We start from the raw sequence: 26,854 nt of genomic DNA on the forward strand, positions 1-26,854 counted from the left end.
ATGCCTCGTTTCGTCGACCGCGTCGTCATCCACGCCCGCGCGGGCAGCGGCGGAAACGGCTGCGCCTCGGTTCACCGGGAGAAATTCAAGCCACTCGGTGGGCCTGACGGCGGTAACGGCGGGCGCGGCGGCAGCGTAGTGCTCATCGTGGACCCGCAGGTGCACACCCTGCTCGACTTCCATTTCCACCCGCATGTCGCGGCGCAGTCCGGCACGCAGGGAATGGGCAGTAACCGCGAGGGGGCCAACGGCTCCGATCTCGAAGTGAAGGTTCCCGACGGCACCGTCGTGCTCGATTCCGATGGTCGGCTGCTGGCCGACCTGGTCGGTGCGGGCACCCGCTTCGTCGCCGCCGAGGGCGGCCGCGGCGGGCTGGGGAACGCCGCATTGGCGTCGCGGGCCCGCAAGGCTCCGGGGTTCGCGCTCCTTGGGGAGAAGGGTGAGGAACGCGAACTCACCCTGGAACTCAAGACCGTCGCCGACGTCGGCCTGATCGGGTTTCCGTCGGCGGGCAAATCCTCACTGGTGTCGGTGATCTCGGCGGCCAAACCCAAGATCGCGGACTATCCGTTCACCACCCTGGTGCCCAATCTGGGTGTCGTGTCGGCCGGTGACCACACGTTCACTGTTGCCGACGTGCCCGGTCTGATCCCCGGCGCCTCAGAAGGCCGTGGTCTCGGCCTGGATTTCCTTCGACACATCGAACGCTGCGCCCTATTGGTGCACGTGGTCGACTGCGCCACTTTGGAACCGGGCCGCGATCCGATCTCCGACATCGACGCGCTGGAAGCCGAACTGGCCGCGTATCGGCCGACGCTGCAAGGCGATACGACGCTGGGGGACCTGGCCGACCGGCCGCGGGCAGTGGTGCTCAACAAGATCGACGTGCCCGAGGCCAGGGAGCTGGCCGACTTCGTGCGCCCCGACATCGAGGCGCGCGGTTGGCCGGTCTTCGAGGTGTCGACCGTGAGCCGGGAAGGCTTGCGCGAGTTGACGTTCGCGCTTTGGGACATGGTGGCGGCATACCAGGCGGCCCAGCCCGAGGTGGTGCCGCGTCGCCCGGTGATCCGGCCGGTCCCGGTCGATCAGACCGGGTTCACCGTCGAGGCCGACCCGCACAACCCCGGCGGTTTCGTGGTGCGCGGGGTGCGGCCCGAACGGTGGATCGCTCAGACGAACTTCGACAACGACGAAGCTGTCGGATATCTCGGTGACCGGCTGGCCCGCCTCGGGGTGGAGGACCAACTTCTCAAGCGAGGCGCCAAACCCGGCTGTGCGGTCACCATCGGCGATATGACTTTCGACTGGGAGCCGCAGACCCCGGCCGGTGTCGACGTCACACCGACAGGGCGCGGCACCGATGCCCGGCTCGAGCAGAACGACCGGATCGGGGCGGCCGAGCGCAAAGAGGCCCGCCGCCACCGTCGGGAGCACGAGGACGACGCGTGAGCCAGTATCGCGACGCCGTACGCACAGCGCGCAGCGTCGTCGTCAAGATCGGCACCACGGCACTGACCACGAAATCCGGTTTGTTCGACGCCGGCCGGCTGGCGAGGCTGGTCGAGGCGATCGAGACGCGGATGAAGGCCGGCTCCGACGTCGTGATCGTGTCCTCGGGTGCGATCGCCGCCGGTATCGAGCCGCTCGGGCTGAACCGGCGCCCCACCGATCTGGCGACCAAGCAGGCCGCCGCGAGTGTGGGGCAGGTCGCGCTGGTCAACGCGTGGAGTGCGGCGTTCACCCGCTACGACCGGACCGTCGGCCAGGTGCTGCTGACCGCACACGACATCTCGATGCGGGTGCAGCACACCAACGCGCAGCGCACGCTGAATCGACTGCGCTCACTGCACGCGGTGGCGATCGTCAACGAGAACGACACCGTGGCCACCAACGAGATTCGCTTCGGTGACAACGACCGGCTCTCGGCGCTGGTGGCCCACCTCGTGGGCGCCGACGCGCTGATCCTGCTGTCCGACATCGACGGTCTCTATGACGCCGACCCGCGCAAGTCCGACGCCCGCTTCATCCCGGAAGTGACCGGGCCCGACGACCTCGGCGGGGTGGTGGCCGGTGAGGGTAGCCGGTTGGGCACCGGCGGGATGCGCTCGAAGCTGTCCTCGGCGCTACTTGCCGCAGACGCCGGAGTTCCGGTTCTGCTGGCCGCGTCGGTCGACGCCGCGGCCGCACTGACCGACGCATCGGTGGGCACGGTGTTCGCACCGCGGCCCGACCGGATGTCAGCGCGACGATTCTGGGTTCGCTACGCCGCCGAAGCGTCCGGTGCACTGACGCTCGATCCCGGAGCGGTACGCGCGGTGGTCAAGCAACGCCGGTCGCTGCTGGCCGCGGGCATCACCGGGGTGTCGGGACGGTTCTTCGGCGGGGACGTCGTCGAACTGCGCGATACCGACGGTGAGATGGTCGCCCGCGGGGTGGTGGCCTACGACGCCGGTGAGCTGACGACCATGATCGGCCGGTCGACCTCGGACCTGCCCGCCGAAATGCGGCGTCCCGCAGTGCATGCCGACGACTTGGTGGCCGTCTAGGTCGCGGAGGTCAGGCCGGACAGTTCGTCGGCCAGCAGCGCCAGCATCGGCGAACAGCCGCTGTCCACTGTGACGGTGGCCAGCGCGTCACCGCGGGTGGCGCCGCGGTTGATGATCGCGATCGGCATGCCCAGCGCGGCGGCGTGGCGCACGAACCGGTAGCCGGAGAACACTGTCAACGAGGACCCGGCCACCAGCAGTGCGTCGGATTCATCCATCAGTGAATATGCTTGGGCCACAACGTCTTTGTGCACACTCTCGCCGAAGTAAACGATGTCGGGCTTGAGCATGCCGCCGCACGACGGGCAGTCGATGAACCGGAACGACTCGGTGTCGGTGACCATGGCGTCCGCGTCGGGCGCGACGGCGATACCGCCGAGCCGCTCGGCGCGTTCGGCGAATCCCGGGTTGGCGGCCTCGAGTTCGTCGGCCAGAGCCGCGCGCGACATGGTGTGTCCGCAGTCCAGGCACACCACCTGCGCGTAGGTGCCGTGCAGGTTGATGACATTGCGGCTGCCCGCCTTGGTGTGCAGCAGGTCCACGTTCTGAGTGATGATGCCGGTGACCACCCCGGCGCGCTCCAAATGGGCCAGCGCGCGGTGCCCGGCATTGGGCATGGTCTGGGCCATGTGCCGCCAGCCCAGATGATTGCGCGCCCAGTACCGCTGCCGGAACGCCTGACTCGAGGTGAACTGACGAATCGTCATCGGATTCGCAGGCGGCGAATCCGGGCCGCGATAGTCGGGAATGCCCGAGTCGGTGGAGATCCCGGCACCGGTGAGCACGGCCACGCGCCGGCCCGCCAACAACGAGACCAGTTCGGGGCTTTCCACGCCGTCCAGAGTAGGCGGGCTAGCCGAAGTTGGTGAGCGGGCTCAGTACGTCGTGAGCGAACTGCGTGATGTTCAGCGTCGGGTTGCCGTCCGGATAGCTCACGGTGGCCAGCAGATTGGCGCCGGCGTCGACGAAATCGCCGTCAGCGCGGCCCTGATGGGTCGACGACGTCACCAGGATGATGCCCGAGGTGCCGGCTTTCTTGGCCAGCGGCACCGAGAACTGCGCGTTCTGCACCGTGCTGTTGGCCCGGTCCTCGACGATGATCCGGCTGTCGGGGAAGTTGAGAGTCAACAGCATGCGGCGCATCTGGGCGGCTTCGGTCACGCCGTTCTGCGGGTTACCACCGGTGACGATGATCGGGGAGTGCGGGTACATCTGCGCCACCGCGAGCCCGGTCAGCACGCGGCGCCGCAGGATCATCCGCATCGAACCGTCCGGCAGCAGGCCGTAGCCCAGAACGACGATCGCCGGGTTGGAGAAGTCCTTGGCGGGCACCGGTTCGGCCTGGGCGGCAGCCGGCACGATCTCGCCGATCAGCGCGGCGACAACGAGGAGCACGGCGCCCAAGGCGGCTTTCCATCGACGTCGCACTCTTCCTCCGACCCAGGTGAACTTGCTGCTTGCCTCATCGTGCGGTCGCGGACGGTCGTTACGGGAGCGTCAGGCTTCATAGCGGTTCCATAGCGCGCGCCATCGGACATGTTCGGGCGACTACCAGGTCAGGATCGAACGACACGTCGGAGGGATCCGAACGGGTGGTTCCCGTTCCGCCGCGGCAGTGACGGGCAACAATGGGGCCATGGATTTCTACTCCGCCTACCGGCACGGGTTCGTGCGGGTCGCTGCCTGCACGCACCACACGGTGCTGGCAGACCCCGCCGCCAACGCCGAGTCGGTGCTGCGGATCGCGCGGGCCAACCACGACGACAGCGTCGCGGTGACGGTGTTCCCCGAGCTCACCTTGTCGGGCTATTCGATCGAGGACATCCTGCTGCAGGACTCGCTGCTCGACGCCGTTGAGGACGCCCTGCTCGACATCGTCGCTGCGTCGGCCGATCTGTTCGGCGTGCTGGTGGTCGGTGCGCCGCTGCGGTATCTGCATCGCATCTACAACACCGCGGTGGTCATCCACCGCGGGGCGGTGCTCGGGGCGGTGCCGAAGTCCTATCTGCCGAACTACCGCGAGTTCTACGAACGTCGTCAGGTCGCGGCCGGTGACGACATGGCCGGCACGATCCGCATCGGCGGTGCCGACGTGCCGTTCGGCCCGGACCTGTTGTTCGGCGCCGACGACGTGTCCGGGTTGGTGTTGCACGTCGAGATCTGCGAGGACATGTTCGTCCCGATTCCGCCGAGCGCCGAGGCCGCCCTGGCGGGTGCGACGGTGTTGGCGAACCTATCCGGTAGCCCGATCACGATCGGCCGGGCCGAGGACCGCAAGCTCTTGGCCCGGTCGGCGTCGGCGCGCTGCCTGGCCGCCTACATCTACGCCGCGGCCGGCGAGGGGGAGTCCAGCACCGACCTGGCTTGGGACGGCCAGACGATGATCTACGAAAACGGCCGTCTGCTGGCTGAATCCGAGCGATTCCCGAAGGGGGAGCGACGTTCGGTCGCCGACGTCGACCTGGACCTGTTGCGCTCTGAGCGGCTCCGGATGGGCACCTTCGACGACAATCGTCGCCATCATCAGGATCGGTTGACGTCGTTCCGGCGCATCGGGTTCCGCCTCGACCCGCCGAGCGGGGACATCGGATTGATGCGCGAGGTGGAGCGGTTCCCGTTCGTGCCGAGCGATCCGCGTCGCCTGGAGCAGGATTGCTACGAGGGCTACAACATCCAGGTCGCCGGACTCGAGCAGCGACTGCGGGCGCTCAACTATCCGAAGCTCGTGATCGGGGTGTCCGGCGGCTTGGACTCGACGCACGCCCTCATCGTGGCCGCCCGTGCGATGGACCGGGAAGGCCGGCCGCGCAGCGACATCCTGGCGTTCACCATGCCCGGTTTCGCGACCGGTGAGCGCACCAAGAGCAACGCGATCAAGCTGTCGCAAGCCTTGGGGGTCACGTTCTCCGAGTTGGACATTCGGGACACCGCCACGCTGATGCTGACGGAAATCGGTCACCCGTTCTCTTACGGCGAGAAGGTGTACGACGTGACCTTCGAGAACGTGCAGGCGGGTCTGCGCACCGACTACTTGTTCCGGATCGCCAATCAGCGCGGCGGGATCGTGCTGGGCACCGGTGACCTCTCCGAACTCGGCCTGGGCTGGTCGACCTACGGGGTCGGCGATCAGATGTCGCACTACAACGTCAACGGTGGAGTACCGAAAACCCTTATCCAGCATCTGATCCGGTGGGTGATCTCATCCGGAGAGTTCTCCGATGAGGTCGGCGATATCCTGCAGTCGGTGCTCGACACCGAGATCACCCCCGAACTGGTGCCGACCGGTGAGGACGAGGAGATCCAGAGCAGCGAAGCCAAAGTCGGCCCGTACTCGCTGCAGGACTTCTCGCTGTTCCAGGTGTTGAGGTACGGCTTCCGGCCATCCAAGATCGCGTTTCTGGCCTGGCATGCGTGGAACGATCCCGTGGGCGGAGCCTGGCCGCCGGGCTACCCAGAAGGCAAGCGTCCGGCATACTCGCTCAAGGAGATTCGGCACTGGCTCAGTGTCTTCGCGCAGCGCTACTACTCGTTCAGCCAGTTCAAGCGGTCGGCACTGCCGAACGGGCCCAAGGTGTCGCACGGTGGATCGCTGTCGCCGCGCGGTGATTGGCGGGCGCCGTCGGACATGTCGGCGCGGATCTGGCTGGCCGAGATCGAGCAGGAGATCCCGGAGGACTGATCACGGCCAGAAATCGGCTCCGCGGCACAGGCTGAACTACAGCCTGCCGTCGATGCGCAGATCCGGGTGCACCCAGTCCGGCGAGCGGCGTTCCTTGAACGCCATGAAACCTTCGATTGACTCCGGCGAACCGAGACTGCGCTGCATACCGATCCGGTCGTAGAGGCCCAGGTAGTTGTCGATGCTCGACTTGACGACCGACCGCGCGACAGGAGCCGTGCGGCAGCACTGGGCGAGGATGTCCCGTGCCGTCTCGGCCAGGTCGTCGTGCGGAACCACCCGGGCGATCATGCCCCAGTCCAGCGCCTCGTCGGCGGTCAGCGTGCGGCCGGTGAACATCAGGTCACGCGTCCGGACCGGCCCGATCAGCCGGGCCAGCATCTGGCTGTAGTAGGTGTCGGCGATCCCGCGGTAGAGCTCCGGGACGCGGAATGTCGCGCGGTCGCTGACCACCGCCATGTCGGCGCACAACGCGATCTGAAGGCCGCCGCCCTGACACAGTCCGTTGACGGCGGCCACCACCGGTTTGGCGGACTGTCGCAGCGTGTCGAACGGCAACGCGTCCATGCCCAACGCCGCCCCGAACGTCAGCCAGTTGTCCACCCCGCCGCCGCCCATGTCGCCGCCGGGGGCGAACACGTCGCCGGTGCCGGTGATGAGCAGGCCGGCCAGATCCGGATCCGCCCCGACGTGGTTGACCGCGTATTTGATGCCGAAGTACATCGCCGGTGTCATGGCGTTGCGCGCCTCGGGACGGTCCAGGGTGCACACCCCGAACGCGCCCTCCCGGGTGAACGTCAAGAACGGAGTACCGAGCCAGTCACCCTCGGGCGGTCGCGGACTGTCGCTGTGTGTCATCGGGTGCAGACTATCGCCCCAACCGTAAAGAATTCAGTACTGGGTGAGGACGTCGTCGATCGCCTCGCTGCGCGGTGCGCAATCGCCGGCGCCGGCGATCAGGGTCGCCAGCGCCCCTGCGGCGCAGGCCCGCCGCAGTGCGCGGTCATGGCCGTCCGCCCAGCTGGACGCGAGCACGCCCGCGAAGACATCGCCTGCGCCGGTGGTGTCGATCGCCTCGACCTCGGGACTCGGGATTTCGACAGCGCCGTGCGGGCCGCGGTACGTCGCGCCGCGGGAGCCCCGGGTCACCACGAGATGTTCTGTGGTCCAACGCCAGTGCGGTTCCTCGGCTTCGTTGACGATGACGACGTCGGTGACTTCGGCCAGCTCGGCCAGACCCGGGTCGGTACTGACCGGGGAGGCGTTCACCATCACCGTCGCCCCGACGGAACGCGCCTCCCGGGCGGCCGCCACGGCCGTCGCGACCGGCACCTCCAACTGGACGAGCAGCACCTCGCAGTCGGCGATGACGGCGCGGGCGGCCGCGTTGAGCGTCAGATGCCCGTTGGCTCCGGGCGCCACCACGATCATGTTCTCGCCGTGGTCATCGACCAGGATGACCGCCCGGCCGCTGGGAACCGACAACGCCTCCACACCGTCGAGTCGAACGCCGTTGGTGTGCAGATGGGCCCGTAACTCATCACCCTCCCGGTCGGTGCCGACCGCCCCGACGAACTGCACATCGGCGCCGGCGCGGGCCGCGGCCACCGCCTGGTTGCCACCTTTTCCGCCGGGGGCGGTCACCACCGAGGAACCCAGAACCGTCTCGCCGGCATGGGGCAACGCAGTCATCCGGAAGAACTGATCGACGTTCACGCTGCCCACCACGCACACTCTTACCACCCACGTACGTTAGCCCCCACCTGCCGGTTGGTCGGGTGACCGATATCCTGGGCGGATGAGTGTCGAGACGCAGACTTCGGCTCTGGAGCTGCGCGATCAGGTTCACGACGCCGCCCGCCGCGCGAGGGTCGCTTCACGCACCCTCGGAACGCTGACCACCACCGTCAAAAATCGCGCCCTGCACGCGGCCGCGGACGCCGTACTGGCCCACGCGGACGCGATCCTGGCCGCCAATGCCGCCGACCTCGACGCCGCGCGAGCTGCGGGCACCGCGGAGGCGATGCTGGACCGGCTGGCGCTCAACCCGCAGCGCATCGACGGCATCGCCGCCGGTCTGCGTCAGGTCGCCGGACTGCCGGACCCAATCGGTGAAGTGTTGCGCGGCCGCACCCTGCCCAACGGGTTGCACCTGCGCCAGCAGCGGGTGCCGCTCGGCGTGGTCGGAATCGTCTACGAAGGCCGGCCCAACGTCACAGTCGACGCCTTCGGACTCACCCTCAAATCCGGTAACGCCGTGCTGCTGCGCGGCAGCTCCTCGGCCGCCAAATCCAACGCGGCGCTCGTGGCTGCGCTGCGCGGAGCCCTGGCCGCCGAAGGGCTGCCCGAAGACGCGGTTCAGCTCCTACCCAGTGCCGACCGCTCCAGCGTCACCCACCTCATCCAGGCCCGCGGGTTGGTGGACGTGGTGATCCCGCGCGGCGGGGCCGGTCTCATCGACGCCGTCGTGCGCGATGCCACGGTGCCGACCATCGAAACCGGCGTCGGCAACTGCCACGTCTACGTTCACTCCGCCGCCGACATCGACGTAGCCGAACGAATCATCCTCAACGCGAAGACCCGTCGGCCCAGCGTCTGCAATGCGGCCGAGACCCTGTTGGTCGACCAGGCGCTGGCCGACACCGCGCTACCTCGCCTGGTCGACGCCCTGAGCCGGGCCGGCGTCACCGTCCACGACAACCCGACTGAGGACGACCTGCGGGCGGAATTCCTGTCGATGGACATCGCGGTGGCCAAGGTGGCCGACCTCGACGCCGCCATCGAGCACATCAACACCTACGGCACCGGGCACACCGAGGCGATCGTCACCACCGATCTCGAAGCGGCGCAACGGTTCACCGAACGGGTGGACGCCGCCGCGGTGATGGTCAACGCCTCGACGGCATTCACCGACGGCGAGCAGTTCGGCTTCGGAGCCGAGATCGGCATCTCCACCCAGAAGCTGCATGCCCGCGGCCCGATGGGTTTGCCCGAATTGACGTCAACCAAGTGGATCGTCTGGGGAGACGGCCACACCCGACCTGCCTGAGCCGACAACAGGAGAATCCGTGACTGAAACCCCGGCCCGCCCGGCGCCGCTGTTCGCCGACATCGAGGATGTCGCCACGCGGCTGGCCGAGACCGGCTACTTGCCCGACACCGCCACTGCCACCGCGGTGTTCCTCGCCGACCGGCTGGGCAAGCCGCTACTGGTCGAAGGGCCGGCCGGGGTCGGCAAGACCGAGCTCGCTCGCGCCGTCGCCCAGACCACCGGGTCGGGCCTGGTGCGTCTGCAGTGCTACGAGGGCGTCGACGAGGCACGCGCGCTCTACGAGTGGAACCACGCCAAGCAGATCCTGCGGATGCAGTCCGGGTCGAACGACTGGGATCAGGCCAAGTCCGACATCTTCAGCGAGGAATTCCTGCTGTCGCGTCCGCTGCTGACCGCGATCCGGCGCACCGAGCCCACCGTGCTGCTGATCGACGAAACCGACAAGGCCGACATCGAGATCGAAGGCCTGCTCCTCGAGGTGCTCAGCGACTTCGCGGTCACCGTCCCCGAATTGGGCACGATCACCGCCTCGCGCACTCCGTTCGTGGTGCTGACGTCCAACGCCACCCGGGAACTGTCCGAGGCGCTCAAGCGCCGCTGCCTGTTCCTGCACATCGACTTCCCCGACCCCGACCTCGAGCGGCGCATCCTGCTCTCGCGGGTGCCCGAACTGCCCGAATCGCTGGCCGCCGAACTGGTTCGCATCATCGGGGTGCTGCGCGGTATGCAGCTCAAGAAGGTGCCGTCGGTCGCCGAGACCATCGACTGGGGCCGCACCATTCTGGCCCTCGGGATGGACACCATCGACGACGCCACCATCGCCGCGACGCTCGGGGTGGTGCTCAAACACCAGTCCGATCAGCAGCGCGCCACCGGCGAACTTCGGCTGAACTAGTCCGATGGCCGTCCGCAGGGTGCGTCCCGCACAGCCGCTGGCCCCGCACGGGCTGCCCGGGCATCTGGTCGGCTTCGTCGAAGCGCTACGCGCCCAAGGCATCTCAGTGGGTCCCTCGGAGACCGTCGACGCGGGACGGGTGCTGACGGTGCTCGGCCTTGGGGAGCGTGAGGCGCTGCGCGAGGGACTGGCCTGTGCAGTGTTGCGGCGTGCTGACCACCGGCAAACCTATGACGCGCTGTTCGACCTGTGGTGGCCTGCCGCGCTGGGCGGGCGCACCGTGCTGGTCGACGAAGACGCCGACGACGAGCCCCAGCAGAGCCTGCCGCCCGAGGACATCGAGGCCGTGCGGGAAATGCTGCTGGACCTGCTGGCCGACAATCCAGACATCGGCGACATGGACGAGCGGCTGGTCGCGATGATCGCCCAGATCGTTGAGGCCTACGGCCGCTACACCTCGAGTCGCGGCCCGTCGTACTCGTCGTATCAGGCGCTCAAAGCGATGGGACTCGACGAGCTGGAAGGCCGGCTGCTGGCCGGCCTGCTCGCACCGCACGACGACGACCCCAGCCCCACCCAAGAGCAGATCGCCAAAGCGCTTGCTGCGCAGAAGATCGCGCAGCTTCGGCGGATGGTGGAGAGCGAGACCAAGCGGCGCACCGCCGAACAGCTGGGCCGCGACCATGTCCAGATGTACGGCATCCCGCAGCTGTCCGAGAACGTCGAGTTCCTGCGGGCGTCCGGCGATCAGCTGCGCGAGATGCGCAAGGTCGTCGGCCCGCTGGCGCGGATGCTGGCAACCCGCCTGGCGGCCCGCCGCCGTCGATCCCGTTCCGGTTCCATCGACCTGCGCAAGACGCTGCGTAAGTCGATGTCGACCGGGGGTGTCCCGATCGACGTGGTGCTGCGCAAGCCGCGCCCGGCGCGGCCGGAACTCGTTGTGCTATGCGATGTCTCGGGTTCAGTGGCCGGCTTCAGTCACTTCACCCTGCTGCTCGTCAACGCTCTGCGTCAGCAGTTCTCCCGGGTTCGGGTGTTCGCCTTCATCGACACCACCGACGAGGTGACGCACCTGTTCGGCCCGGACGCCGACCTCGCGGTCGCGATCCAGCGCATCACCCGCGAGGCGGGGGTGTACACCCGCGACGGGCACTCCGACTACGGCAACGCATTCGTCTCGTTCACCGAGAACTTCCACAACGTGTTGTCACCTCGCAGTTCGCTTTTGGTGCTCGGCGACGGTCGCACCAACTACCGTAATCCTGCGGTCGATGTGCTGGCCCACATGGTCACATCGAGCCGGCATGCGCACTGGCTCAATCCCGAGCCACGGCACCTCTGGGGCAGCGGCGATTCGGCGGTCCCGCGCTACGAAGACGTCATCACCATGCACGAATGCCGGTCGGCCAAGCAGCTCGCCGCGGTGATCGACCAGCTGCTGCCGGTCTAGCGCGCCCACCCCTCGCCCAAACCGACGTTTCGACGGGTTTGTGCGAGTGAAGACCTGCAGAACGTCGATCTCGGCGCTGGTTCTGGCCTAGCCGGCTTTCTTCGCGGATGGCCGCGCGCTTTTTCCGGTCGCCTTCTTCGGCGCGTCGCTGCCCGACGAGTCGCTCGACGCGGCGCTCTTCTTCGCGCCGCTCGCCTTCTTGGCAGGCGTGCCGGCCTTCGGCGTCGCGGCGGCCGACGGCGTGCTGACCTCAGGCGCAGACACCGCGGGTTCGACAGCAGCCGCCGTGACGGCCTTCGGCGTCGCGCTGGCCGCTGCGGGCAGGCTGGGGAATGCCGGCAGCGGGAGGCCCGGCAGCAGCTGGGCCCTCGTCGGCGCGCTGTAATCGGCGCGGTTGTAACCCATTTCGATGAACGCGCGCAGAACTGGATCGATGGCGCCGAGAATCGGGTCGGGCACGATTCCCTTGAGCGGCATCAGCAGCGGGACTAGCGGGGTCCGAATGAGGTAGTACGTGGTGTCGCCGTGCTGTTGGTAATACGCGCTGCCGCCGGCTTTCGCGGCCTCGATGTCGGCGGCGGTGAGCTCGGTCTGGGTCTGACCGTGGACGTAGATCATCCCCATGATCGCGTTGACCGTCGCCAACAGATTCAAGGGGTAGGTGGGGAAGTCGGCCCAGCCGTCGTACTGGCGGGCGACGTCCACCGTGGTATCGCCGTTGTCTGGGGTCGCCCCGCTCACGCTGATATCGAGGACCGGAATGTACAGTCCGGCAAACCTTTCCAGAATGCCACCGTTGGGCCGGCTCGGGTTCTCGACGAGGACGAAGGTGTTGCCGGTGCCCTCGGGGTGGGCAGCTTTGTAGCGGGACAGCACCACCGCGCCCTGTGACAGCCCGAACAGGACGTCACCCTGGGGGTTGCGTGCCTCCACGTTGTGCACGCCCTGGGCGACAGACTGGTTCCACGTCTTGTCGAAGATGTAGTTGTTCGACACCGGCCAGAATCCGGCGTTGTAGGCGATGCTTCCCGCCGAGGTCGGCGTGGCGGCCGGGGTGTGGGTGCCGTCGAGCACCCGGGAGATGAAATCGCGGTACTGCTGGTCGGTGGGGGTCCATCCGATGTTCGTTCCGCGCAGATATTCGACGGTGGCGGCGGTCAGCGCCGGTGCGGACGACACCGTCGGCGTCAGTACCACCGCGACGGCCGCGGCCACAGCCGCCACACTGGTCACAGGCACAGATATCCGTCGGCTACCGAGCTTCTTCATCACAGGCCCCCTGATCGGCATAACTCGACTCGGGGAAAAGGCTACCTGAACTTCAGTGATATCCGTCACGTGCCTTTGCCGGAGCGCAGAGTCAGCGACCGATCGCGAGCGCGCGGAAACGTACCTGCGCCTCCCGTAAGCTGGTCAATCGTGGTTTCCTCGGCGCGGCGCAGGCTCGGCGTGATGGGTGGGACGTTCGACCCCATCCACAACGGCCACCTGGTCGCGGCCAGTGAGGTCGCGGACCTCTTCGAGCTGGACGAGGTGGTGTTCGTGCCCACCGGCCAGCCGTGGCAGAAGTCGCGAGAGGTGACCCCGGCGGAGGATCGCTACCTGATGACGGTCATCGCGACCGCCGCCAACCCCCGGTTCTCGGTGAGCCGCGTCGACATCGACCGCGGCGGCGCCACCTACACCAGCGACACCCTGCGCGATCTGCGCGCGCTGAATCCCGACGCCGACTTGTACTTCATCACCGGAGCCGACGCACTGGCGTCGATCCTGTCCTGGCAGAACTGGGAGGAACTTTTCGCGCTGGCGAAGTTCGTCGGTGTCAGCCGGCCTGGTTACGAGCTCAACGGCCAACACATCGTCGCCGCGTTCGACCAACTGCCCGAGGGGGCGCTGAGCCTCGTCTCGGTGCCCGCGCTGGCCATCTCATCCACCGACTGCCGGCTGCGCGCGGCCAAGAACCGGCCCATCTGGTATCTGGTGCCCGACGGCGTCGTGCAGTACGTATCCAAGCGCCGCCTCTACAGCGACCTGGGCCAGGTGGACCGTCTGTCCGTCACCACAATTGAGGAGACCACCACGTGACCGCGTCCGACGAGGCCGTCCAGATGGCAACCGTGGCCGCGCGGGCCGCCGCCGCCAAGCTCGCGCAGGACGTCGTCGTGATCGACGTATCCGGCCAGTTGGTGATCACCGACTGCTTCGTGATCGCCTCGGCGTCCAACGAGCGACAGGTCAACGCGATTGTCGACGAGGTCGAGGAGAAGATGCGGCTGGCGGGATACAAGCCAGCCCGCCGGGAAGGCACCCGCGAAGGCCGCTGGGTGCTCCTGGACTATGTCGACATCGTGGTGCACATCCAGCATCAGGAGGAGCGCAACTTCTACGCCCTGGACCGGCTGTGGCGGGATTGCCCCTTCCTGAGCGTGAACCTGGATGACGTTGAGGTGGAGGACGCTCCATGAGGGTGCGCAGGCTGGTGATGCTGCGCCACGGACAAACGGAGTACAACGCCGGAAGCCGTATGCAGGGTCAGCTCGACAGCGAGCTCACCGACCTCGGCCGGGCTCAGGCTGTTGCCGCCGCGGAGGTGCTGGCCAAGCGTCAGCCCGTCCGCATCGTGTCCTCGGATCTGCACCGCGCCTACGACACCGCGGTGGCGCTGGGGGAGCGCACCGGGCTGCGGGTGGAGGTCGACACCCGGCTTCGCGAAACCCACCTCGGTGACTGGCAGGGTATGACGCACCACGAGGTGGACGCCGTGTCGCCAGGTGCGCGGCTGGCGTGGCGTGATGACGCGACCTGGGCTCCGCACGGGGGCGAGAGTCGCGTCGATGTCGCCAACCGCAGCGTTCCGCTGGTCGCTGAATTGGTTGCCGCAGAACGTGAATGGGGCGTCGACGAGCCCGAGCGGCCGCTGGTGTTGGTGGCCCACGGTGGGCTGATCGCTGCGTTGTGCGCCGGGCTGCTCGGGCTTCCGGTGGAGAGCTGGCCGGTGCTGGGTGGGATGGGTAACGCGAGTTGGGCGCAGCTGTCCGGACACGGCGCCGACGGTGCCTCGTTCGAGGCCATCCGCTGGCGCCTGGATGTCTGGAACGCGTCGGCTCAGGTGGCCAACGATGTCCTCTGAGCGGAATGAATCCCCGGGTCGCTCCGCTCCTGCCCGCCGAGCCCTTCTGATCTTCTGCGACTCACTGTCCTACTACGGCCCACAAGGCGGCCTGCCCTCCGACGATCCGCGGATCTGGCCGAATATTGTTGCCCGTCAACTGGGTTGGGACGTCGAATTGATCGGCCGAATCGGGTGGACCAGCCGCGACGTCTGGTGGGCGGCCACCCAGGATCCGCGGGCGTGGGCGGCGTTACCCCGCGCCGGTGCGGTGATCTTCGCGACCAGCGGGATGGATTCGCTGCCCTCGCCGCTGCCCACCGCGCTGCGTGAATTGATCCGCTACGTCCGGCCGTCCTGGCTGCGTCGCTGGGTGCGCGACGGCTACGGCTGGGTACAGCCGAAACTCTCACCGATGGCGCGCCCGGCGCTGCCGCCTCATCTGACGGTGGAGTACCTCGAAATGACCCGCGGTGCAATCGACTTCAACCGGCCCGGCATCCCGATGGTCGCATCGGTGCCATCGGTGCACATCGCGCCCACCTATGGTATGTCCCATCGTGGCAGGCCCGGCACCGTCGCCGCGATCAACGAGTGGGCGGCGAAGCATGACATCCCGGTGGTCGATCTGAAAGCCGCGGTGGCCGAAGAGGTACTGGCCGGCCGCGGCAATCCGGACGGTATCCACTGGAACTTCGAAGCGCATTCCGGCGTCGCCGACCTGATGCTCAAGGCCCTCGCCGAAGCAGGCGTCCCACTCGACAACCCGCGCCACTGATCCATGGCCGTCGTCGTGGTCACCGATTCGTCGGCTCGGCTTCGGGCCGATGATGTCCGCACCGGCGGTATCCACGTTGTGCCACTGCACATCTTGGTCGACGGCCGCGACCTTCGCGACGGCGTCGACGTGACCCCGGCCGATCTGTATCAACGCGGTCATGTGACGACCGCCGGCGCGACCCCCAGTGAACTGTCCGCGGCCTACCGGGGGGCATTGGAGGCCAGCGACGGTGCCGGAGTGGTGGCCGTGCACATCTCCGGTGAGCTCTCCAGCACGCTGGGGGCTGCCGAATACGCGGCCCGTGAGTTCGACGGTGCCGTACGGGTAGTGGATTCGAAGTCGACGGCGATGGGCACCGGTTTCGTCGCGCTGGCCGCTGCACGTGCTGCGCTGGCCGGAGCTGATCTGGAAACCGTTGCTGCCGAAGCGGAATCGGCCGTGCCCCGGGTGCGGGCCTACATCGTCGTGCAGCGGCTGGACAACCTGCGCCGAAGCGGCCGGATCGGTACCGCGGCATCCTGGTTGGGCACCGCGCTCGCTCTCAAACCGCTGCTGCGCATCGACGAACAGGGCCGGCTGGTGCTGGCCCAACGGGTACGCACGGCATCCAAGGCGCAGGCCGCGATGATCGAGCAGGTCCTCGAGGTGGTGGGTGAACGGCACGCTGCGCTCGCGGTCCACCACATCGACAATCCGGACGCCGCAGGAGAATTGGCCGCGACGTTGGCGTCGGCGCTACCCGGTTGCGGCGATGTGGTCGTGACCGACCTGGGTCCGGTGCTCGGCGTGCACGTCGGCGCCGGCGCGGTGGGAATCGCGGTCGCACTCGATCCCACCCCGCCGGATCGCCTCATGCCTGTTTGAGTGCCTCGATCTCCAGGGTGATGGCGACCTTGTCGCCGACAACCGCACCGCCGGTCTCCAACGGCATGTCGATGTCGATGCCGAAGTCCTTGCGGTTCAGCACCACTGACGCCTCGAACCCGGCGACTGCGCCGTGCCCCATGCCCGGATTCACGCCGTTGAACTGCACGGGCAGGCTGATCCGGCGAGTCACACCCTTGAGAGTGAAGTCGCCTTCGAGGCGGTAGGCATCCCCGTCGGGGACCACCGACGTCGAGGCGAACGTGGCGGTGGGGTACTGCTCGACGTCGAAGAAGTCGGGCGCCCGCAGGTGCGCGTCACGCTGCTCGTTGCCGGTGTAGACCGAGGAGACGCCGATCTCGGCGGTCACCGACGGTGTGCCGTCGGCCGCGACGGTGACGGCGCCGCTGAACGCACCGAAGGTCCCGCGGACCTTGCTGACAACGAGGTGGCGCACTGAGAAGCTGATCGACGAATGGACGGGGTCGATCGCCCAGGTTCCGGTGAGGTCGGTGGCCTGAACCGCTGCGGTCATCGTGAGGTCTCCTTGATCGGCGGCGCCGTGCCCGGTGCCCGACGCCTCTCACGAAGTAACCGGACCGTGGTCCGCTTTAATTCCCTCGTGTCAGCTGGGCGCGAACCTGCCCGTGACAGGCGGCAGATCGGCCAGCGTCGCGATGCCGGGCCTGGCGGCGACGACGGCGGGCACAGCGTTGGTGACCGGCAGCGCCGTGTAGATCATGCCCAGGCCCATGAAGCCCGGCTCCGGCCAGTTCTTCGGCGGCAGGCAGTGCAGCACCGTGCGCATGTTGGGCACCCCGTACACCTGGATGACATGACCGTGCTCGAGTGGCTTGGGCGGGACGACGTGACTACCCATGATCCAGTTGAACCCGACGCTGACGACATTGCGGTCGCCCACCCAGCCACGGTGGTAGCCGTAGACACCGCCGACGGTGCCCTCCGGGATCGTCATGAAGCCGAGGTCGCTGTCGCCGGTGGCGGTGGTGAACGTGACGTCGAAGGTCATCCGGTCGAGCTTCGCGCCGATCGCGTCGGCCATCATCGCCGCGGACTCGGCGAACACCTCGCTTTCCACCCGCACACTTTCGGCCAGACCCTCGGTGTCGGGATCGCAGCCGAAGCCCATCGCGGATTGGGTGCCCGCCGACTCGTAGGTCGAACAGTCCACCGACTCGGTGATGCGGATTTCGTCGACGCGCTCGCAGGCGCCGGAGAGCACCATGCCGACCATGTTCGTCATCCCAGGGTGCGCGCCGCTACCGAAGATCGTGGAATTGCCTTGCTCGCAAGCCTTTCGGATCCTGGCCAGATCCTCGGGCGACTGCTTGCCGCCGGTGATCCACGCCGCAGACGAGCACACGTTGACGCCGGCCTCCAACAGCCGCACCAACTCGTCCACGCTGGGCCACAACGGGTTGTAGCAGCAGGCGTCCGGCTTGGCCGCCAGCAGCGCATCGATGTCGTTGGTCGCGGTGACGCCGGTGGGTTCGGGCCAGCCGGACAACTCCGCGGCGTCGACGCCGAGCTTGTCTTCGCCGTGCGCATACACCCCGACCAGTTCCAGGTCCGGCCTGCTGATGATCGCGTGCAACGACCGGCGGCCGATGTTGCCGGTGGTCCACTGGATCACCCGGATGGGGCGGTCGGTGATGGCGGTCATGGGGGTGCTCCCTGGGTGGCGAGGTTCGGACGTGTACACAGTTCCGGATTCATCCACAGGTTCGCACCGCGCAGTCCCGCACAGCGGATCTCCAGTCGCCGTCGCGCCCTACCGTCGCGGCATGCGAACCGATCAGCCGCTGGCCGGCCTGCAACGCCGCCTCCGAGGCGACCCGGCGGGTGAACCGACTGATGACGACGACGATGACGAGATCCCAGTACCCAGCTGGATCCCGGACGGACGCGCCGATCGCGGCGCGAACTGGCTCGCCGCGATCCGCGCCGATCCTGGCCGTTCGGGCGGCATCGCCCTGGCGGTGATCGCCGTTGTCGCCGTGCTCATCACAGTGTTCGCCCTGATGCGTGACGACCCGCCACCGGTGGTGTCGGCCAAGCTGCCGCCGGTGGAGATGGTGTCCTCGGCCGCCGCGCGGCCCGGACCGGATCCCAACCAGCCTGTGGTGGTCAGCGTGGTCGGGCTCGTCACCAAGCCCGGGCTGGTGACCCTGGCCCCGGATGCCCGCATCGCCGACGCGGTGTCAGCCGCGGGCGGCGCGCTGAGCGGGGCCGACACGCTCGGGCTCAACCTGGCGCGCCATCTCACCGACGGGGAGCAGATCGTCGTCGGCATCAGCACCCCGGCCGGCCAGCCGACCGCGTTCGGCAGTTCGGTCAGCGGCACACCGCCCGCCGCGTCCGATCCGCCTGCTTCGCCGGGAAAGGGCGGGCCGACCGCGCCGGTGAACCTCAACACCGCCACCGTCGAGCAACTCGATGCGCTGCCGGGGGTGGGGCCGGTGACGGCCGCCGCGATCGTGGCCTGGCGGGACGCCAATGGAAAGTTCGCCAGCGTCGACCAGCTCGGTGAGGTCGACGGCATCGGTCCGGCCCGGCTGGAGAAACTACGGGCGCTGGTCCGGGTGTGACGGACCTGGACGCCCGCCTCGATCTGCGGCTGGTGCCCGCGTCGCTGACGGCCTGGGCGGTCACGGCGGTGGCGATCACCTGGGCGGTGGGGCCGCTGCTGGCCGCGGCCTTCGCGAGCATCGGGATCGGCTGGGCTGCGCTGGCCCGGTGGCGCGGCGAACACGTACCCGTTTTTCGCACGGCCGGTGTCGCGGTGGTGGGCGCCGCGGTGGTAGGTGCCGGCTTCGCGTTGGCCGCGGCGATGCGCAGCGATGCGGCTCGCGAACACCCGATCGCGCAACGGTTCGGCGTGGTCGCGACGGTGACGGTGACACCGCGGGAGGAGCCCCGCCAGCTGGGCAGTGGACGACTGATGTTCCGTGCCGCGCTCTCGCAGTTCGACGGCGCCGAGATGACCGGCAGCGTGGTGGTTTTCGCTCAGGCGCAGGGTTTCGGTGAGTTGATGGCCGGCCAGCCGGTCCGCTTCACCGCCCGCATCAGCCGGCCGACCCGGCGCGACTTGACGGTTGCCGTGCTCAATGCGACCGGCCGGCCCACGGTGGGTCGGGCGTCGCCACTACAGCGGGCGGCCCGTGCGGTGCGTGACCATTTCGCCCGTTCGGCCCGCGACGCGCTACCCGCTGATCAAGCTGCCGTTCTGCCGGGGCTGGTACTGGGCGACACGTCCGCTGTATCAGCAACCACCGCAACGGAATTCAAAACCGCCGGCCTGACCCACCTCACCGCGGTCTCCGGCGCAAACGTCACGATCGTCTGCGGCGCCGTGCTGTTGTCCGCGGGGCTCGTGGGTCCGCGCGCGGCGGTCGGGCTGGCGGCTGTCGCGCTGGTGGCGTTCGTCATCGTCGTGCAGCCCTCGGCCAGTGTGCTGCGCGCGGCGGTGATGGGTGCCATCGCATTGGTGGCCATCGTCAGCGCCCGCCGGCGGCAGGCGGTTCCGGTGTTGGCGGCGACCGTACTCGGATTGCTGATAGCGGCACCGCAACTGGCTGTCGATGCGGGCTTCGCGCTGTCGGTGTCCGCGACCGCCGCGCTCATCGTGCTGGCCCCCGGCTGGTCGGCTCGGCTGATCGCAGCGGGCTGGCCCAAACCTCTGGCCGAGGCGTTGTGTATCGCGCTGGCGGCCCAATTGGTCACCGCACCGTTGGTGGCCGCGATATCAGGCAAGTTGAGCGTGATCGGTGTGCTCGCCAATCTGGCTGTCGCCGTGGTGATCCCGCCGATCACCGTGCTTGGAACAGCGGCCGCCGCACTGTGCTGGCTGCTGCCGCCGGCCGCCGGGCTGCTGATCCGGTTCACCGGTCCCGAGCTGTGGTGGCTGCTGCGGGTCGCGTCCACCGCCGCGGAGGTTCCCGGCGCCGCGGTGAGCGTGCCGTCCGGACTCGGTGGCGTGCTGGCTGTCGCTGGGGCGTCGCTCGCCGCGCTGCTGGTGTGGCAATGCGTGAAGGTCGGTGTCAGCCGTTGTCGGCCGCACGTGAAACGATCATCAGGTGAGCGCGACGGTAGACGGTCTGCATCTGATCCTGGGTGACGAGGAGTTACTGGTCGACCGCGCCATCGCCGAGGTGATGCGGCTGGCCCGCAATGCGTCCGGCGGCGCCGACGTTCCGGTGGACCGGTTGCGCGCGGGCGATGTGTCGGTCAACGAGCTCGCCGAACTGCTCAGCCCGTCGCTGTTCGCCGACGAGAGGGTGGTGGTGCTCGAGTCGGCCGCCGAGGCGGGCAAGGAGGCCGTCGAGCTGATCGCGACGGCGGCCGCCGACCTGCCGCCCGGCACCGTGCTGGCGGTCGCGCACTCCGGTGGTGGGCGCGCCAAAGCGCTCGCCGATCAGCTCAAGAAGCTCGGCGCGCAGGTGCATCCGTGCGCCAAGATCACCAAGGCTGCCGAGCGGGCCGACTTCGTCCGCGCCGAGTTCCGCAGACAGAAGGTCAAGGTCGACGAGGACACCGTCACCGCGCTGCTCGATGCCGTCGGCTCCGACATCCGGGAGCTCGCATCGGCGTGCTCACAGCTGGTCGCCGACACCGCCGGTCACGTCGACGCGATCGCGGTCCGGCGCTATCACAGCGGCAAAGCGGAGGTCTCCGGGTTCGATATCGCCGACAAGGCTGTGGTGGGCGACATCGCGGGCTCGGCCGAGGCCTTGCGGTGGGCGATGCTGCGCGGCGTCCCGCACGTCGTGCTGGCTGATGCCCTCGCCGAGGCGGTGCACACGATCGCGCGGGTGGGCCCGGTCTCCGGCGACCCGTACCGGTTGGCCTCAGAGCTGGGGATGCCGCCGTGGAAGATCCAGAAGGCGCAAAAGCAGTCGCGGCGCTGGTCACGAGACAAGGTGGCGACGGCGATGCGGCTGGTCGCGGCGTTGAACGCCGACGTCAAGGGTGCCGCAGCCGACGCGGACTACGTACTGGAGGATGCGGTGCGCAAGGTGGCGCAACTGGCCGCCGGAAGCGGCCGGGACTGAATCAGATCTTGTTGAAGGCCTGCGCCAGCGCGGACTTCTTGTTGGCCGCCTGGTTCTTGTGGATGACGCCCTTGCTGGCGGCCTTGTCCAGCTTGCGGCTGGTCGACACGAGCAGCTCGGCGGCCTTGTCCTTGTCGCCCTCAGCAGCGGCCGTCCGGAACCCGCGGATCGCGGTGTGCAGCGCACTCTTCACCGACTTGTTGCGCACCCGGCGCCGCTCGTTGGTGCGGATGCGCTTTTCCTGCGACTTGATGTTGGCCACGCGTTAGTTCCTCGTCTTCAAGCTTGGGGTTCGTCAGTCTTGCCGGGGCCGTCAGGCCCTCGGGCAGCGACTGCTCAGAGTACCAGTGGTGGCCCTGAACTCACAAAATGGAGGTCACTGGCCTGCCGAAACGGTGAACGTGCGGCAGCATGGGACACGTGAGCCTTCGAACCCTGCCTTCGGAAACAAACCGGTCGTCGCGCAATGGGTCGCGACAACCTCGGCGTCACGACCATATCTTCGGCGGTTACAACAACCTCGGCTCCTACGCCAAGGCCTTCGACGAGATGTTCGACAACCAGGGCAACGTCCGTGGGCCGTACAAGGGGATTTTCGCCGAACTCGCGCCGTCCGACGCCGAAGAACTCGAAGCCAGGGCCGAGGCGCTGGGCCGCGCGTTCATCGATCAGGGCATCACGTTCTCACTGTCCGGCCAAGAGCGGCCGTTCCCGCTCGACCTGGTGCCCCGGGTGATCTCCGCCGCCGAGTGGTCCCGGCTCGAACGGGGCATCACCCAACGGGTCAAGGCGCTGGAGATGTATCTCGACGATATCTACGGCGATCAGGAAATCCTGCGTGACGGGGTCATCCCGCGCCGGCTGATCACCTCGTGCGAGCACTTCCACCGGCAGGCCGCCGGCATCAGCCCGCCCAACGGGGTGCGCATCCACGTCGCCGGCATCGACCTCGTTCGCGACGCCCAGGGCACCTTCCGGGTGCTCGAGGACAACCTGCGGTCCCCGTCGGGCGTCTCCTACGTCATGGAGAACCGGCGCACCATGGCCCGGGTTTTCCCCAACCTGTTCGCCACCCACCGGGTGCGCGCGGTCGGCGACTACTCGTCGCACCTGCTGCGGGCGCTGCGCAACGCCGCGGCCACCAACGAGGCCGACCCGACGGTCGTCGTGCTCACCCCGGGGCCGTTCAACTCGGCGTACTTCGAGCACTCCCTGCTGGCCCGGCAGATGGGCGTGGAGCTGGTCGAGGGCCGCGACCTGTTCTGTCGCGACAACGTGGTCTACATGCGCACCACCGAAGGAGAGCGCCAGGTCGATGTCATCTATCGCCGGATCGACGACGACTACCTCGACCCCATGCAGTTCCGTCCCGACTCGGTGCTCGGCGTGGCGGGTCTGCTGAATGCCGCGCGCGCAGGCAACGTGGTGATCTCCAGCGCGGTCGGCAACGGCGTCGGCGACGACAAGCTGGTCTACACCTACGTGCCGACGATCATCGAGTACTACCTCGGCGAGAAGCCGCTGTTGGCCAACGTCGACACGTTCCGCTGCTGGCTCGAGGAGGAATGCGAAGAAGTGCTCGACCGGGTCGACGAGCTGGTGATCAAACCGGTCGAAGGTTCGGGCGGGTACGGCATCGTGTTCGGCCCGGACGCGTCCGAGAAGGAGCTTGCGTCCATTCGCAAAAAAGTTGCCGCCGATCCGCGCGGCTGGATCGCGCAGCCCGTCGTCCAGCTGTCGACGGTGCCCACCAAGGTGGGCGACGCGTTGGCCCCGCGCCACGTCGATCTACGGCCCTTCGCGGTCAACGACGGTGAGGACGTCTGGGTGCTGCCCGGTGGACTGACCCGCACGGCGCTGATCGAGGGGTCGCTGGTGGTCAACTCCAGTCAGGGCGGCGGATCCAAGGACACCTGGGTGCTGGCCTCCAAGACGTCGGTGGCCGCCCGCGAACTCGGCGACGCGGAGGTGGTGCGCAAGATCCCCAAACCCGGCAAGGCAGCGGTCGCCGAGAAAGGTCCCGAGTCGTCCGGTCAGCAGCAACAAGGCCAACAGCAGCAGAGCCAGCAGCAGCAACAGCAGGTGATGCGCTGATGTTGGCCCGCAACGCCGAGGCGCTCTACTGGATCGGACGCTACGTCGAGCGCGCCGACGACATCGCCCGCATCCTCGATGTGACGGTGCATCAGCTGCTCGAGGACTCGAGCGTGGACCCCGACCAGACTTCGCGGATTCTGCTGCAGGTGCTGGGTATCGAGCCGCCCAAACATCAGCTCGATCTGTGGTCACTGACTGATCTGGTGGCATTCAGCCGCGATACCGTGGGCGGCTGCTCGATCGTCGAGGCGATCTCGGCGGCCCGTGAGAATGCCCGTTCGGCAAGGGAAGTCACATCCAGTGACATGTGGGAGTGCCTGAACACCACCTACAACGCGCTCGCCGAACGGGAGCGCGCGGCCCGCCGGCTCGGCCCGCACGAGTTCTTCAGCTTCATCGAGGGCCGAGCGGCGATGTTCGCAGGGTTGGCCGATTCGACGCTGTCCCGTGACGACGGGTACCGCTTCCTGGTGCTCGGGCGCGCCATCGAGAGGGTCGACATGACCGTGCGGCTGCTGCTGTCGCGGGTGGGGGACAGCGCCTCGTCACCGGCCTGGGTGACGGTGCTGCGCTCGGCGGGCGCCCACGACACGTATCTGCGTACCTACCGCGGTGTGCTCGACGCCAGCCGCGTCGTCGAATTCATGTTGCTGGACCGGCTTTTCCCGCGGTCGATCTACTACTCGCTCAGACTGGCCGAGCACAGCCTCGACGAACTCATGCACCGTCCGCACAACCGGCTGGGCTCCACCGCCGAGGCTCAACGCCTCCTCGGCCGCGCCCGCAGCGAGTTGGAGTTCATCCGTCCGGGCGTGCTGCTGGAGTCCTTGGAGGAACGGCTGGCCGGACTGCAGACAACCTGTCGCGACGTCGGAGAGGCGGTGGCGCTGCAGTACTTCCACTCCGCGCCGTGGGTCGCGTGGTCCGACGCCGGACAGCGCGGTGCGCTTGTCATCGAGGAAGGGGAGATCTGATGTGGCGGATGCGGGTCGTGCACGCGACGGGGTACGCCTACAAGTCACCGGTCACCGCGTCGTACAACGAGGCCCGGCTGACGCCGCGCTCGGACTCCCGGCAGAACGTCATCCTCAACCGCGTGGAGACCATCCCGGCGACTCGTAATTACCGCTACGTCGACTATTGGGGCACGGCGGTAACGGCTTTCGACTTGCACGCGCCGCACACGGAGTTGGAGGTGACAGCGTCATCGGTGGTCGAGACCGACAAGCCGGAAGCTCCCAGCGATGACGTGACGTGGGACGAACTGGCCTCCGCGGCGGTCCGGGACCGGTTCGACGAGGTGCTCACTCCGACGCACTACACGCCGGCCAGCCGGCGACTCGAGCGGGTCGGCAGACGCATCATCAAAGAGAACGATCCGGTGCAGGCCGTGATCGCCGCCGCCCAGTGGGCGCACAGCGAACTCAGTTACGTTCCCGGCACCACCGGTGTGCACTCGTCGGGCCTCGATGCACTCCGGGAAGGCAAAGGCGTGTGTCAGGACTTCGCTCATCTGACGCTGATCCTGTTGCGTGGCATGGGGATTCCGGCCCGGTACGTGTCGGGGTACCTGCACCCCAACCGTGATGCCGTGATCGGCGACACCATCGATGGGCAGAGTCACGCGTGGATTCAGGCCTGGACCGGTGGCTGGTGGAACTATGACCCGACCAACGATTCGGAGATCAACGAGCAGTACATCAGCGTCGGCGTCGGCCGAGACTACGCCGACGTCACCCCCCTGAAGGGCATCTACTCCGGCGAGGGCTCGACCGATCTCGATGTGGTCGTGGAGGTCACCAGGCTGGCGTGATCGGGCGGTGGCCGGCGGGAACTGATGATCGCTTCGGCCACCAGCACCACCAGCAGCGAAATACCGAAGGCCGGGAACAGGATTCCGAGCACGACCGAGATGACCGTCACGGTGATCATCGCTTTCTTCGGGGTGTTCGCCAGGGTGGATTCGCTGGCCGGGGCGGGCAGGCCGCTGCGGCCGGTGGGACGGCGTTTCCACCACATCAGCACTCCCGTCGCCGCGCTGAGGAGAACCCCGAGGCAGGCGACGGTGGCCGAAATGCGGGTGAGCCAACCCATTTGGTTGCCCATGTGCATGGCGATCCCGAAGCTTGTCAGCCGGGACAGCGCGCCGTCCTGGGCGGCGGTGGCGTTGGTGATGGTGGCACCGGTGAACTGGTTCAGATACAACGTCCGCTGTTCGGACACCCGCTGCGGCCACCGGTTGACCACCGTGTAGCTGCCGTAGACCGTCGTGCCGTCCCGCGTCGTATCGGCCGGCGGGAAGATCGAATAGCCGGGCACCATGTGCTCGTCCTTGGCGATCCGGTCGATGTCGTTGTAGGACATCCGGGCCGCGCCCGCGGCGGGCTGCGATGAGTAGATCGGGTCGTCGGTGGCGGCCCAGGCGATGCGGCGGCCCAGGCGGTCGTAGTCCCCGAGCTTCGCCGGTGTTGAGGGAGCATCGATTTCGGTGGACGGGGTGACTGTTGCGGTCACCGCCCGCCAGTTCTCACCCCAGTACCGCGTCCAGGTCATCCCGGACAGGATGTAGCAGATCAGGATGACCGCGACGACGACCCCGGTCAGCGCGTGCACGTCGCGCCACCGCAACCGGCCGCCGGCGCGCCATCGCACGCTCAGCAGCGGTTTGGCGGCTTCGGTGGCGCGCGGCCACCACAGATAGATCCCGCTGCCGAGCAGAACCAGGATCCAGGTCGCGGTCAGCTCCATCCAGAGGTTGCCGATGCCGACCGGGATGGTGGACTCCGGATATGCGGACGGATTGATGAGGTGTCCCAGTGACGGCAACTGGACGTGTGGGCCGTCGTTGCCGAACATCCGGTGCAGCTGATTGGCCCAGCCCACAAGTCCGGACAGCTGATCGCGCTGCCCCAGATAGACGCCCGTATACGGATTGACGAACACCTGGATGACGTTGGCTTCGGCCTGTGGGTAGCCCGTGGCATCAGCGGCCGAGAAGTCCACCCGGGTCGAGGAGTTCGGGCCGTCCGGTGGGGTGACCGCCTCCAACGTGCTCCCGGTGCCCGCGTGCTCGGTGGCGGTGGCCACCTGAGCATCGAGGGGAACGGTCTGGGGTCCCTGCTCGACCACCAGCAGGTGCCGGTTGAGCAGGGCGTCCAGCGGCTGGCTGTAGAGGATCACCAGGCCGCTGCAGGCCAACACCACCAACACCGGGGCGGCGAACAGCCCCACCCAGAAGTGCAGCCGCCAGATCCGGCGCAGCACAGCCGCATCACCGCGGCGCGTCGAAGTCTCGGTCGTCGTCATCGC

Annotated in this window: 26 protein-coding genes; 17 read left to right on the plus strand and 9 right to left on the minus strand. The window is 67.9% G+C overall.

Annotated features, from left to right (window positions below; all coding sequences use genetic code 11):
* On the plus strand, positions 1 to 1,449 hold the full coding sequence (obgE, locus tag Y900_RS21480; protein WP_036344399.1) for a GTPase ObgE: 1,449 nt from the start codon (positions 1 to 3) through the stop codon (positions 1,447 to 1,449).
* Positions 1,446 to 2,546, plus strand: a complete 1,101-nt coding sequence (gene proB, locus Y900_RS21485) for a glutamate 5-kinase (RefSeq protein WP_036344400.1) — start codon at positions 1,446 to 1,448, stop codon at positions 2,544 to 2,546. Before obgE ends, proB begins: the two co-directional genes overlap by 4 nt.
* On the opposite strand, the gene Y900_RS21490 is transcribed toward proB, so the two are convergent.
* Both Y900_RS21490 and Y900_RS21495 read right to left on the minus strand, forming a co-directional pair.
* Complete coding sequence (locus tag Y900_RS21490) at positions 2,543 to 3,379, minus strand: NAD-dependent protein deacetylase (RefSeq protein ID WP_036344402.1); 837 nt, start codon at positions 3,377 to 3,379, stop codon at positions 2,543 to 2,545. The genes proB and Y900_RS21490 overlap by 4 nt on opposite strands.
* Before the next feature lie 19 nt (positions 3,380 to 3,398).
* Entirely contained in the window at positions 3,399 to 3,974 is a 576-nt protein-coding gene (locus Y900_RS21495) for a YdcF family protein (protein ID WP_036344403.1), read from the minus strand.
* Between the two features lie 208 nt (positions 3,975 to 4,182).
* Between Y900_RS21495 and Y900_RS21500 the strand changes: the two genes are divergently transcribed.
* On the plus strand, positions 4,183 to 6,225 hold the full coding sequence (locus Y900_RS21500) for an NAD(+) synthase (RefSeq protein WP_036344405.1): 2,043 nt from the start codon (positions 4,183 to 4,185) through the stop codon (positions 6,223 to 6,225).
* A 36-nt stretch (positions 6,226 to 6,261) separates the two neighbouring features.
* On the opposite strand, the gene Y900_RS21505 is transcribed toward Y900_RS21500, so the two are convergent.
* Together Y900_RS21505 and Y900_RS21510 are read right to left on the minus strand one after the other, a co-directional pair.
* Complete coding sequence (locus tag Y900_RS21505; protein ID WP_036344406.1) at positions 6,262 to 7,083, minus strand: enoyl-CoA hydratase/isomerase family protein; 822 nt, start codon at positions 7,081 to 7,083, stop codon at positions 6,262 to 6,264.
* A 33-nt stretch (positions 7,084 to 7,116) separates the two neighbouring features.
* Positions 7,117 to 7,968: a ribokinase gene (locus Y900_RS21510; protein WP_109751114.1), complete on the minus strand. Its 852-nt coding sequence runs from the start codon at positions 7,966 to 7,968 to the stop codon at positions 7,117 to 7,119.
* Positions 7,969 to 8,023: 55 nt separating this feature from the next.
* On the opposite strand from Y900_RS21510, the gene Y900_RS21515 reads away from it, so the two are divergent.
* The 3 genes from Y900_RS21515 to Y900_RS21525 are packed head-to-tail and all read left to right on the plus strand — an operon-like array spanning position 8,024 to position 11,622.
* Positions 8,024 to 9,274 carry a glutamate-5-semialdehyde dehydrogenase gene (locus Y900_RS21515; RefSeq protein ID WP_036344407.1) on the plus strand — a complete coding sequence of 417 codons (1,251 nt, stop codon included), beginning with the start codon at positions 8,024 to 8,026 and terminating at the stop codon, positions 9,272 to 9,274.
* A 19-nt stretch (positions 9,275 to 9,293) separates the two neighbouring features.
* Positions 9,294 to 10,172, plus strand: a complete 879-nt coding sequence (locus Y900_RS21520; RefSeq protein ID WP_036344408.1) for an AAA family ATPase — start codon at positions 9,294 to 9,296, stop codon at positions 10,170 to 10,172.
* Between the two features lie 4 nt (positions 10,173 to 10,176).
* The gene (locus Y900_RS21525; RefSeq protein ID WP_036344410.1) at positions 10,177 to 11,622 is read left to right on the plus strand and encodes a vWA domain-containing protein; all 1,446 of its coding nucleotides are present in this window, start codon (positions 10,177 to 10,179) and stop codon (positions 11,620 to 11,622) included.
* A gap of 87 nt (positions 11,623 to 11,709) precedes the next feature.
* Here Y900_RS21525 and Y900_RS21530 read toward each other — a convergent pair whose 3' ends face one another.
* Entirely contained in the window at positions 11,710 to 12,861 is a 1,152-nt protein-coding gene (locus Y900_RS21530; protein WP_237752621.1) for a PE-PPE domain-containing protein, read from the minus strand.
* Positions 12,862 to 13,041: 180 nt separating this feature from the next.
* Here Y900_RS21530 and nadD point away from each other — a divergent pair, with 180 nt between their 5' ends.
* From nadD to Y900_RS21555, 5 genes are read left to right on the plus strand one after another with little or no spacing between them, the layout of a single operon-like run.
* Positions 13,042 to 13,707 (plus strand): nicotinate-nucleotide adenylyltransferase, encoded by a 666-nt coding sequence (gene nadD, locus Y900_RS21535; protein WP_420329780.1) that lies wholly within the window; start codon positions 13,042 to 13,044, stop codon positions 13,705 to 13,707.
* Complete coding sequence (gene rsfS, locus Y900_RS21540) at positions 13,704 to 14,087, plus strand: ribosome silencing factor (RefSeq protein ID WP_036344412.1); 384 nt, start codon at positions 13,704 to 13,706, stop codon at positions 14,085 to 14,087. Before nadD ends, rsfS begins: the two co-directional genes overlap by 4 nt.
* Positions 14,084 to 14,752: a glucosyl-3-phosphoglycerate phosphatase gene (gene gpgP, locus Y900_RS21545; RefSeq protein ID WP_036344413.1), complete on the plus strand. Its 669-nt coding sequence runs from the start codon at positions 14,084 to 14,086 to the stop codon at positions 14,750 to 14,752. Before rsfS ends, gpgP begins: the two co-directional genes overlap by 4 nt.
* Positions 14,742 to 15,509, plus strand: coding sequence for a diglucosylglycerate octanoyltransferase (octT, locus tag Y900_RS21550; RefSeq protein WP_036344414.1), 768 nt, complete (start codon positions 14,742 to 14,744; stop codon positions 15,507 to 15,509). The genes gpgP and octT overlap by 11 nt, the downstream gene beginning before the upstream one ends.
* 3 nt (positions 15,510 to 15,512) lie before the next feature.
* The gene (locus Y900_RS21555) at positions 15,513 to 16,376 is read left to right on the plus strand and encodes a DegV family protein (protein WP_036344416.1); all 864 of its coding nucleotides are present in this window, start codon (positions 15,513 to 15,515) and stop codon (positions 16,374 to 16,376) included.
* Here Y900_RS21555 and Y900_RS21560 read toward each other — a convergent pair.
* Both Y900_RS21560 and Y900_RS21565 read right to left on the minus strand, forming a co-directional pair.
* The gene (locus Y900_RS21560) at positions 16,363 to 16,911 is read right to left on the minus strand and encodes a YceI family protein (RefSeq protein WP_036344417.1); all 549 of its coding nucleotides are present in this window, start codon (positions 16,909 to 16,911) and stop codon (positions 16,363 to 16,365) included. The two genes, Y900_RS21555 and Y900_RS21560, sit on opposite strands and share 14 nt — an antisense overlap.
* 90 nt (positions 16,912 to 17,001) lie before the next feature.
* Positions 17,002 to 18,060 (minus strand): NAD(P)H-dependent amine dehydrogenase family protein, encoded by a 1,059-nt coding sequence (locus tag Y900_RS21565; RefSeq protein WP_036344419.1) that lies wholly within the window; start codon positions 18,058 to 18,060, stop codon positions 17,002 to 17,004.
* A gap of 121 nt (positions 18,061 to 18,181) precedes the next feature.
* Here Y900_RS21565 and Y900_RS21570 point away from each other — a divergent pair, with 121 nt between their 5' ends.
* The 3 genes from Y900_RS21570 to holA are packed head-to-tail and all read left to right on the plus strand — an operon-like array spanning position 18,182 to position 21,448.
* Positions 18,182 to 18,985 carry a ComEA family DNA-binding protein gene (locus Y900_RS21570; protein WP_036344420.1) on the plus strand — a complete coding sequence of 268 codons (804 nt, stop codon included), beginning with the start codon at positions 18,182 to 18,184 and terminating at the stop codon, positions 18,983 to 18,985.
* Positions 18,982 to 20,514: a ComEC/Rec2 family competence protein gene (locus tag Y900_RS21575; RefSeq protein ID WP_036344421.1), complete on the plus strand. Its 1,533-nt coding sequence runs from the start codon at positions 18,982 to 18,984 to the stop codon at positions 20,512 to 20,514. The genes Y900_RS21570 and Y900_RS21575 overlap by 4 nt, the downstream gene beginning before the upstream one ends.
* A complete protein-coding gene (gene holA / locus Y900_RS21580) occupies positions 20,474 to 21,448 on the plus strand; it encodes a DNA polymerase III subunit delta (protein WP_036344423.1) in 975 nt (324 codons plus the stop codon). Before Y900_RS21575 ends, holA begins: the two co-directional genes overlap by 41 nt.
* A 1-nt stretch (position 21,449) precedes the next feature.
* Here holA and rpsT read toward each other — a convergent pair whose 3' ends face one another.
* Positions 21,450 to 21,710 (minus strand): 30S ribosomal protein S20, encoded by a 261-nt coding sequence (gene rpsT / locus Y900_RS21585; RefSeq protein WP_036344424.1) that lies wholly within the window; start codon positions 21,708 to 21,710, stop codon positions 21,450 to 21,452.
* Between the two features lie 149 nt (positions 21,711 to 21,859).
* Between rpsT and Y900_RS21590 the strand changes: the two genes are divergently transcribed.
* The 3 genes from Y900_RS21590 to Y900_RS21600 are packed head-to-tail and all read left to right on the plus strand — an operon-like array spanning position 21,860 to position 25,358.
* Positions 21,860 to 23,542, plus strand: coding sequence for a circularly permuted type 2 ATP-grasp protein (locus Y900_RS21590; protein WP_192827535.1), 1,683 nt, complete (start codon positions 21,860 to 21,862; stop codon positions 23,540 to 23,542).
* Positions 23,542 to 24,519: an alpha-E domain-containing protein gene (locus tag Y900_RS21595; protein WP_036344425.1), complete on the plus strand. Its 978-nt coding sequence runs from the start codon at positions 23,542 to 23,544 to the stop codon at positions 24,517 to 24,519. The genes Y900_RS21590 and Y900_RS21595 overlap by 1 nt, the downstream gene beginning before the upstream one ends.
* Entirely contained in the window at positions 24,519 to 25,358 is an 840-nt protein-coding gene (locus Y900_RS21600) for a transglutaminase family protein (protein ID WP_036344426.1), read from the plus strand. The genes Y900_RS21595 and Y900_RS21600 overlap by 1 nt, the downstream gene beginning before the upstream one ends.
* Here Y900_RS21600 and Y900_RS21605 read toward each other — a convergent pair.
* Positions 25,298 to 26,851: a PepSY-associated TM helix domain-containing protein gene (locus Y900_RS21605; protein WP_036344427.1), complete on the minus strand. Its 1,554-nt coding sequence runs from the start codon at positions 26,849 to 26,851 to the stop codon at positions 25,298 to 25,300. The two genes, Y900_RS21600 and Y900_RS21605, sit on opposite strands and share 61 nt — an antisense overlap.
* Positions 26,852 to 26,854 lie beyond the last annotated feature (3 nt).

This window comes from Mycolicibacterium aromaticivorans JS19b1 = JCM 16368 (assembly GCF_000559085.1).
Lineage (GTDB): Bacteria > Actinomycetota > Actinomycetes > Mycobacteriales > Mycobacteriaceae > Mycobacterium > Mycobacterium aromaticivorans.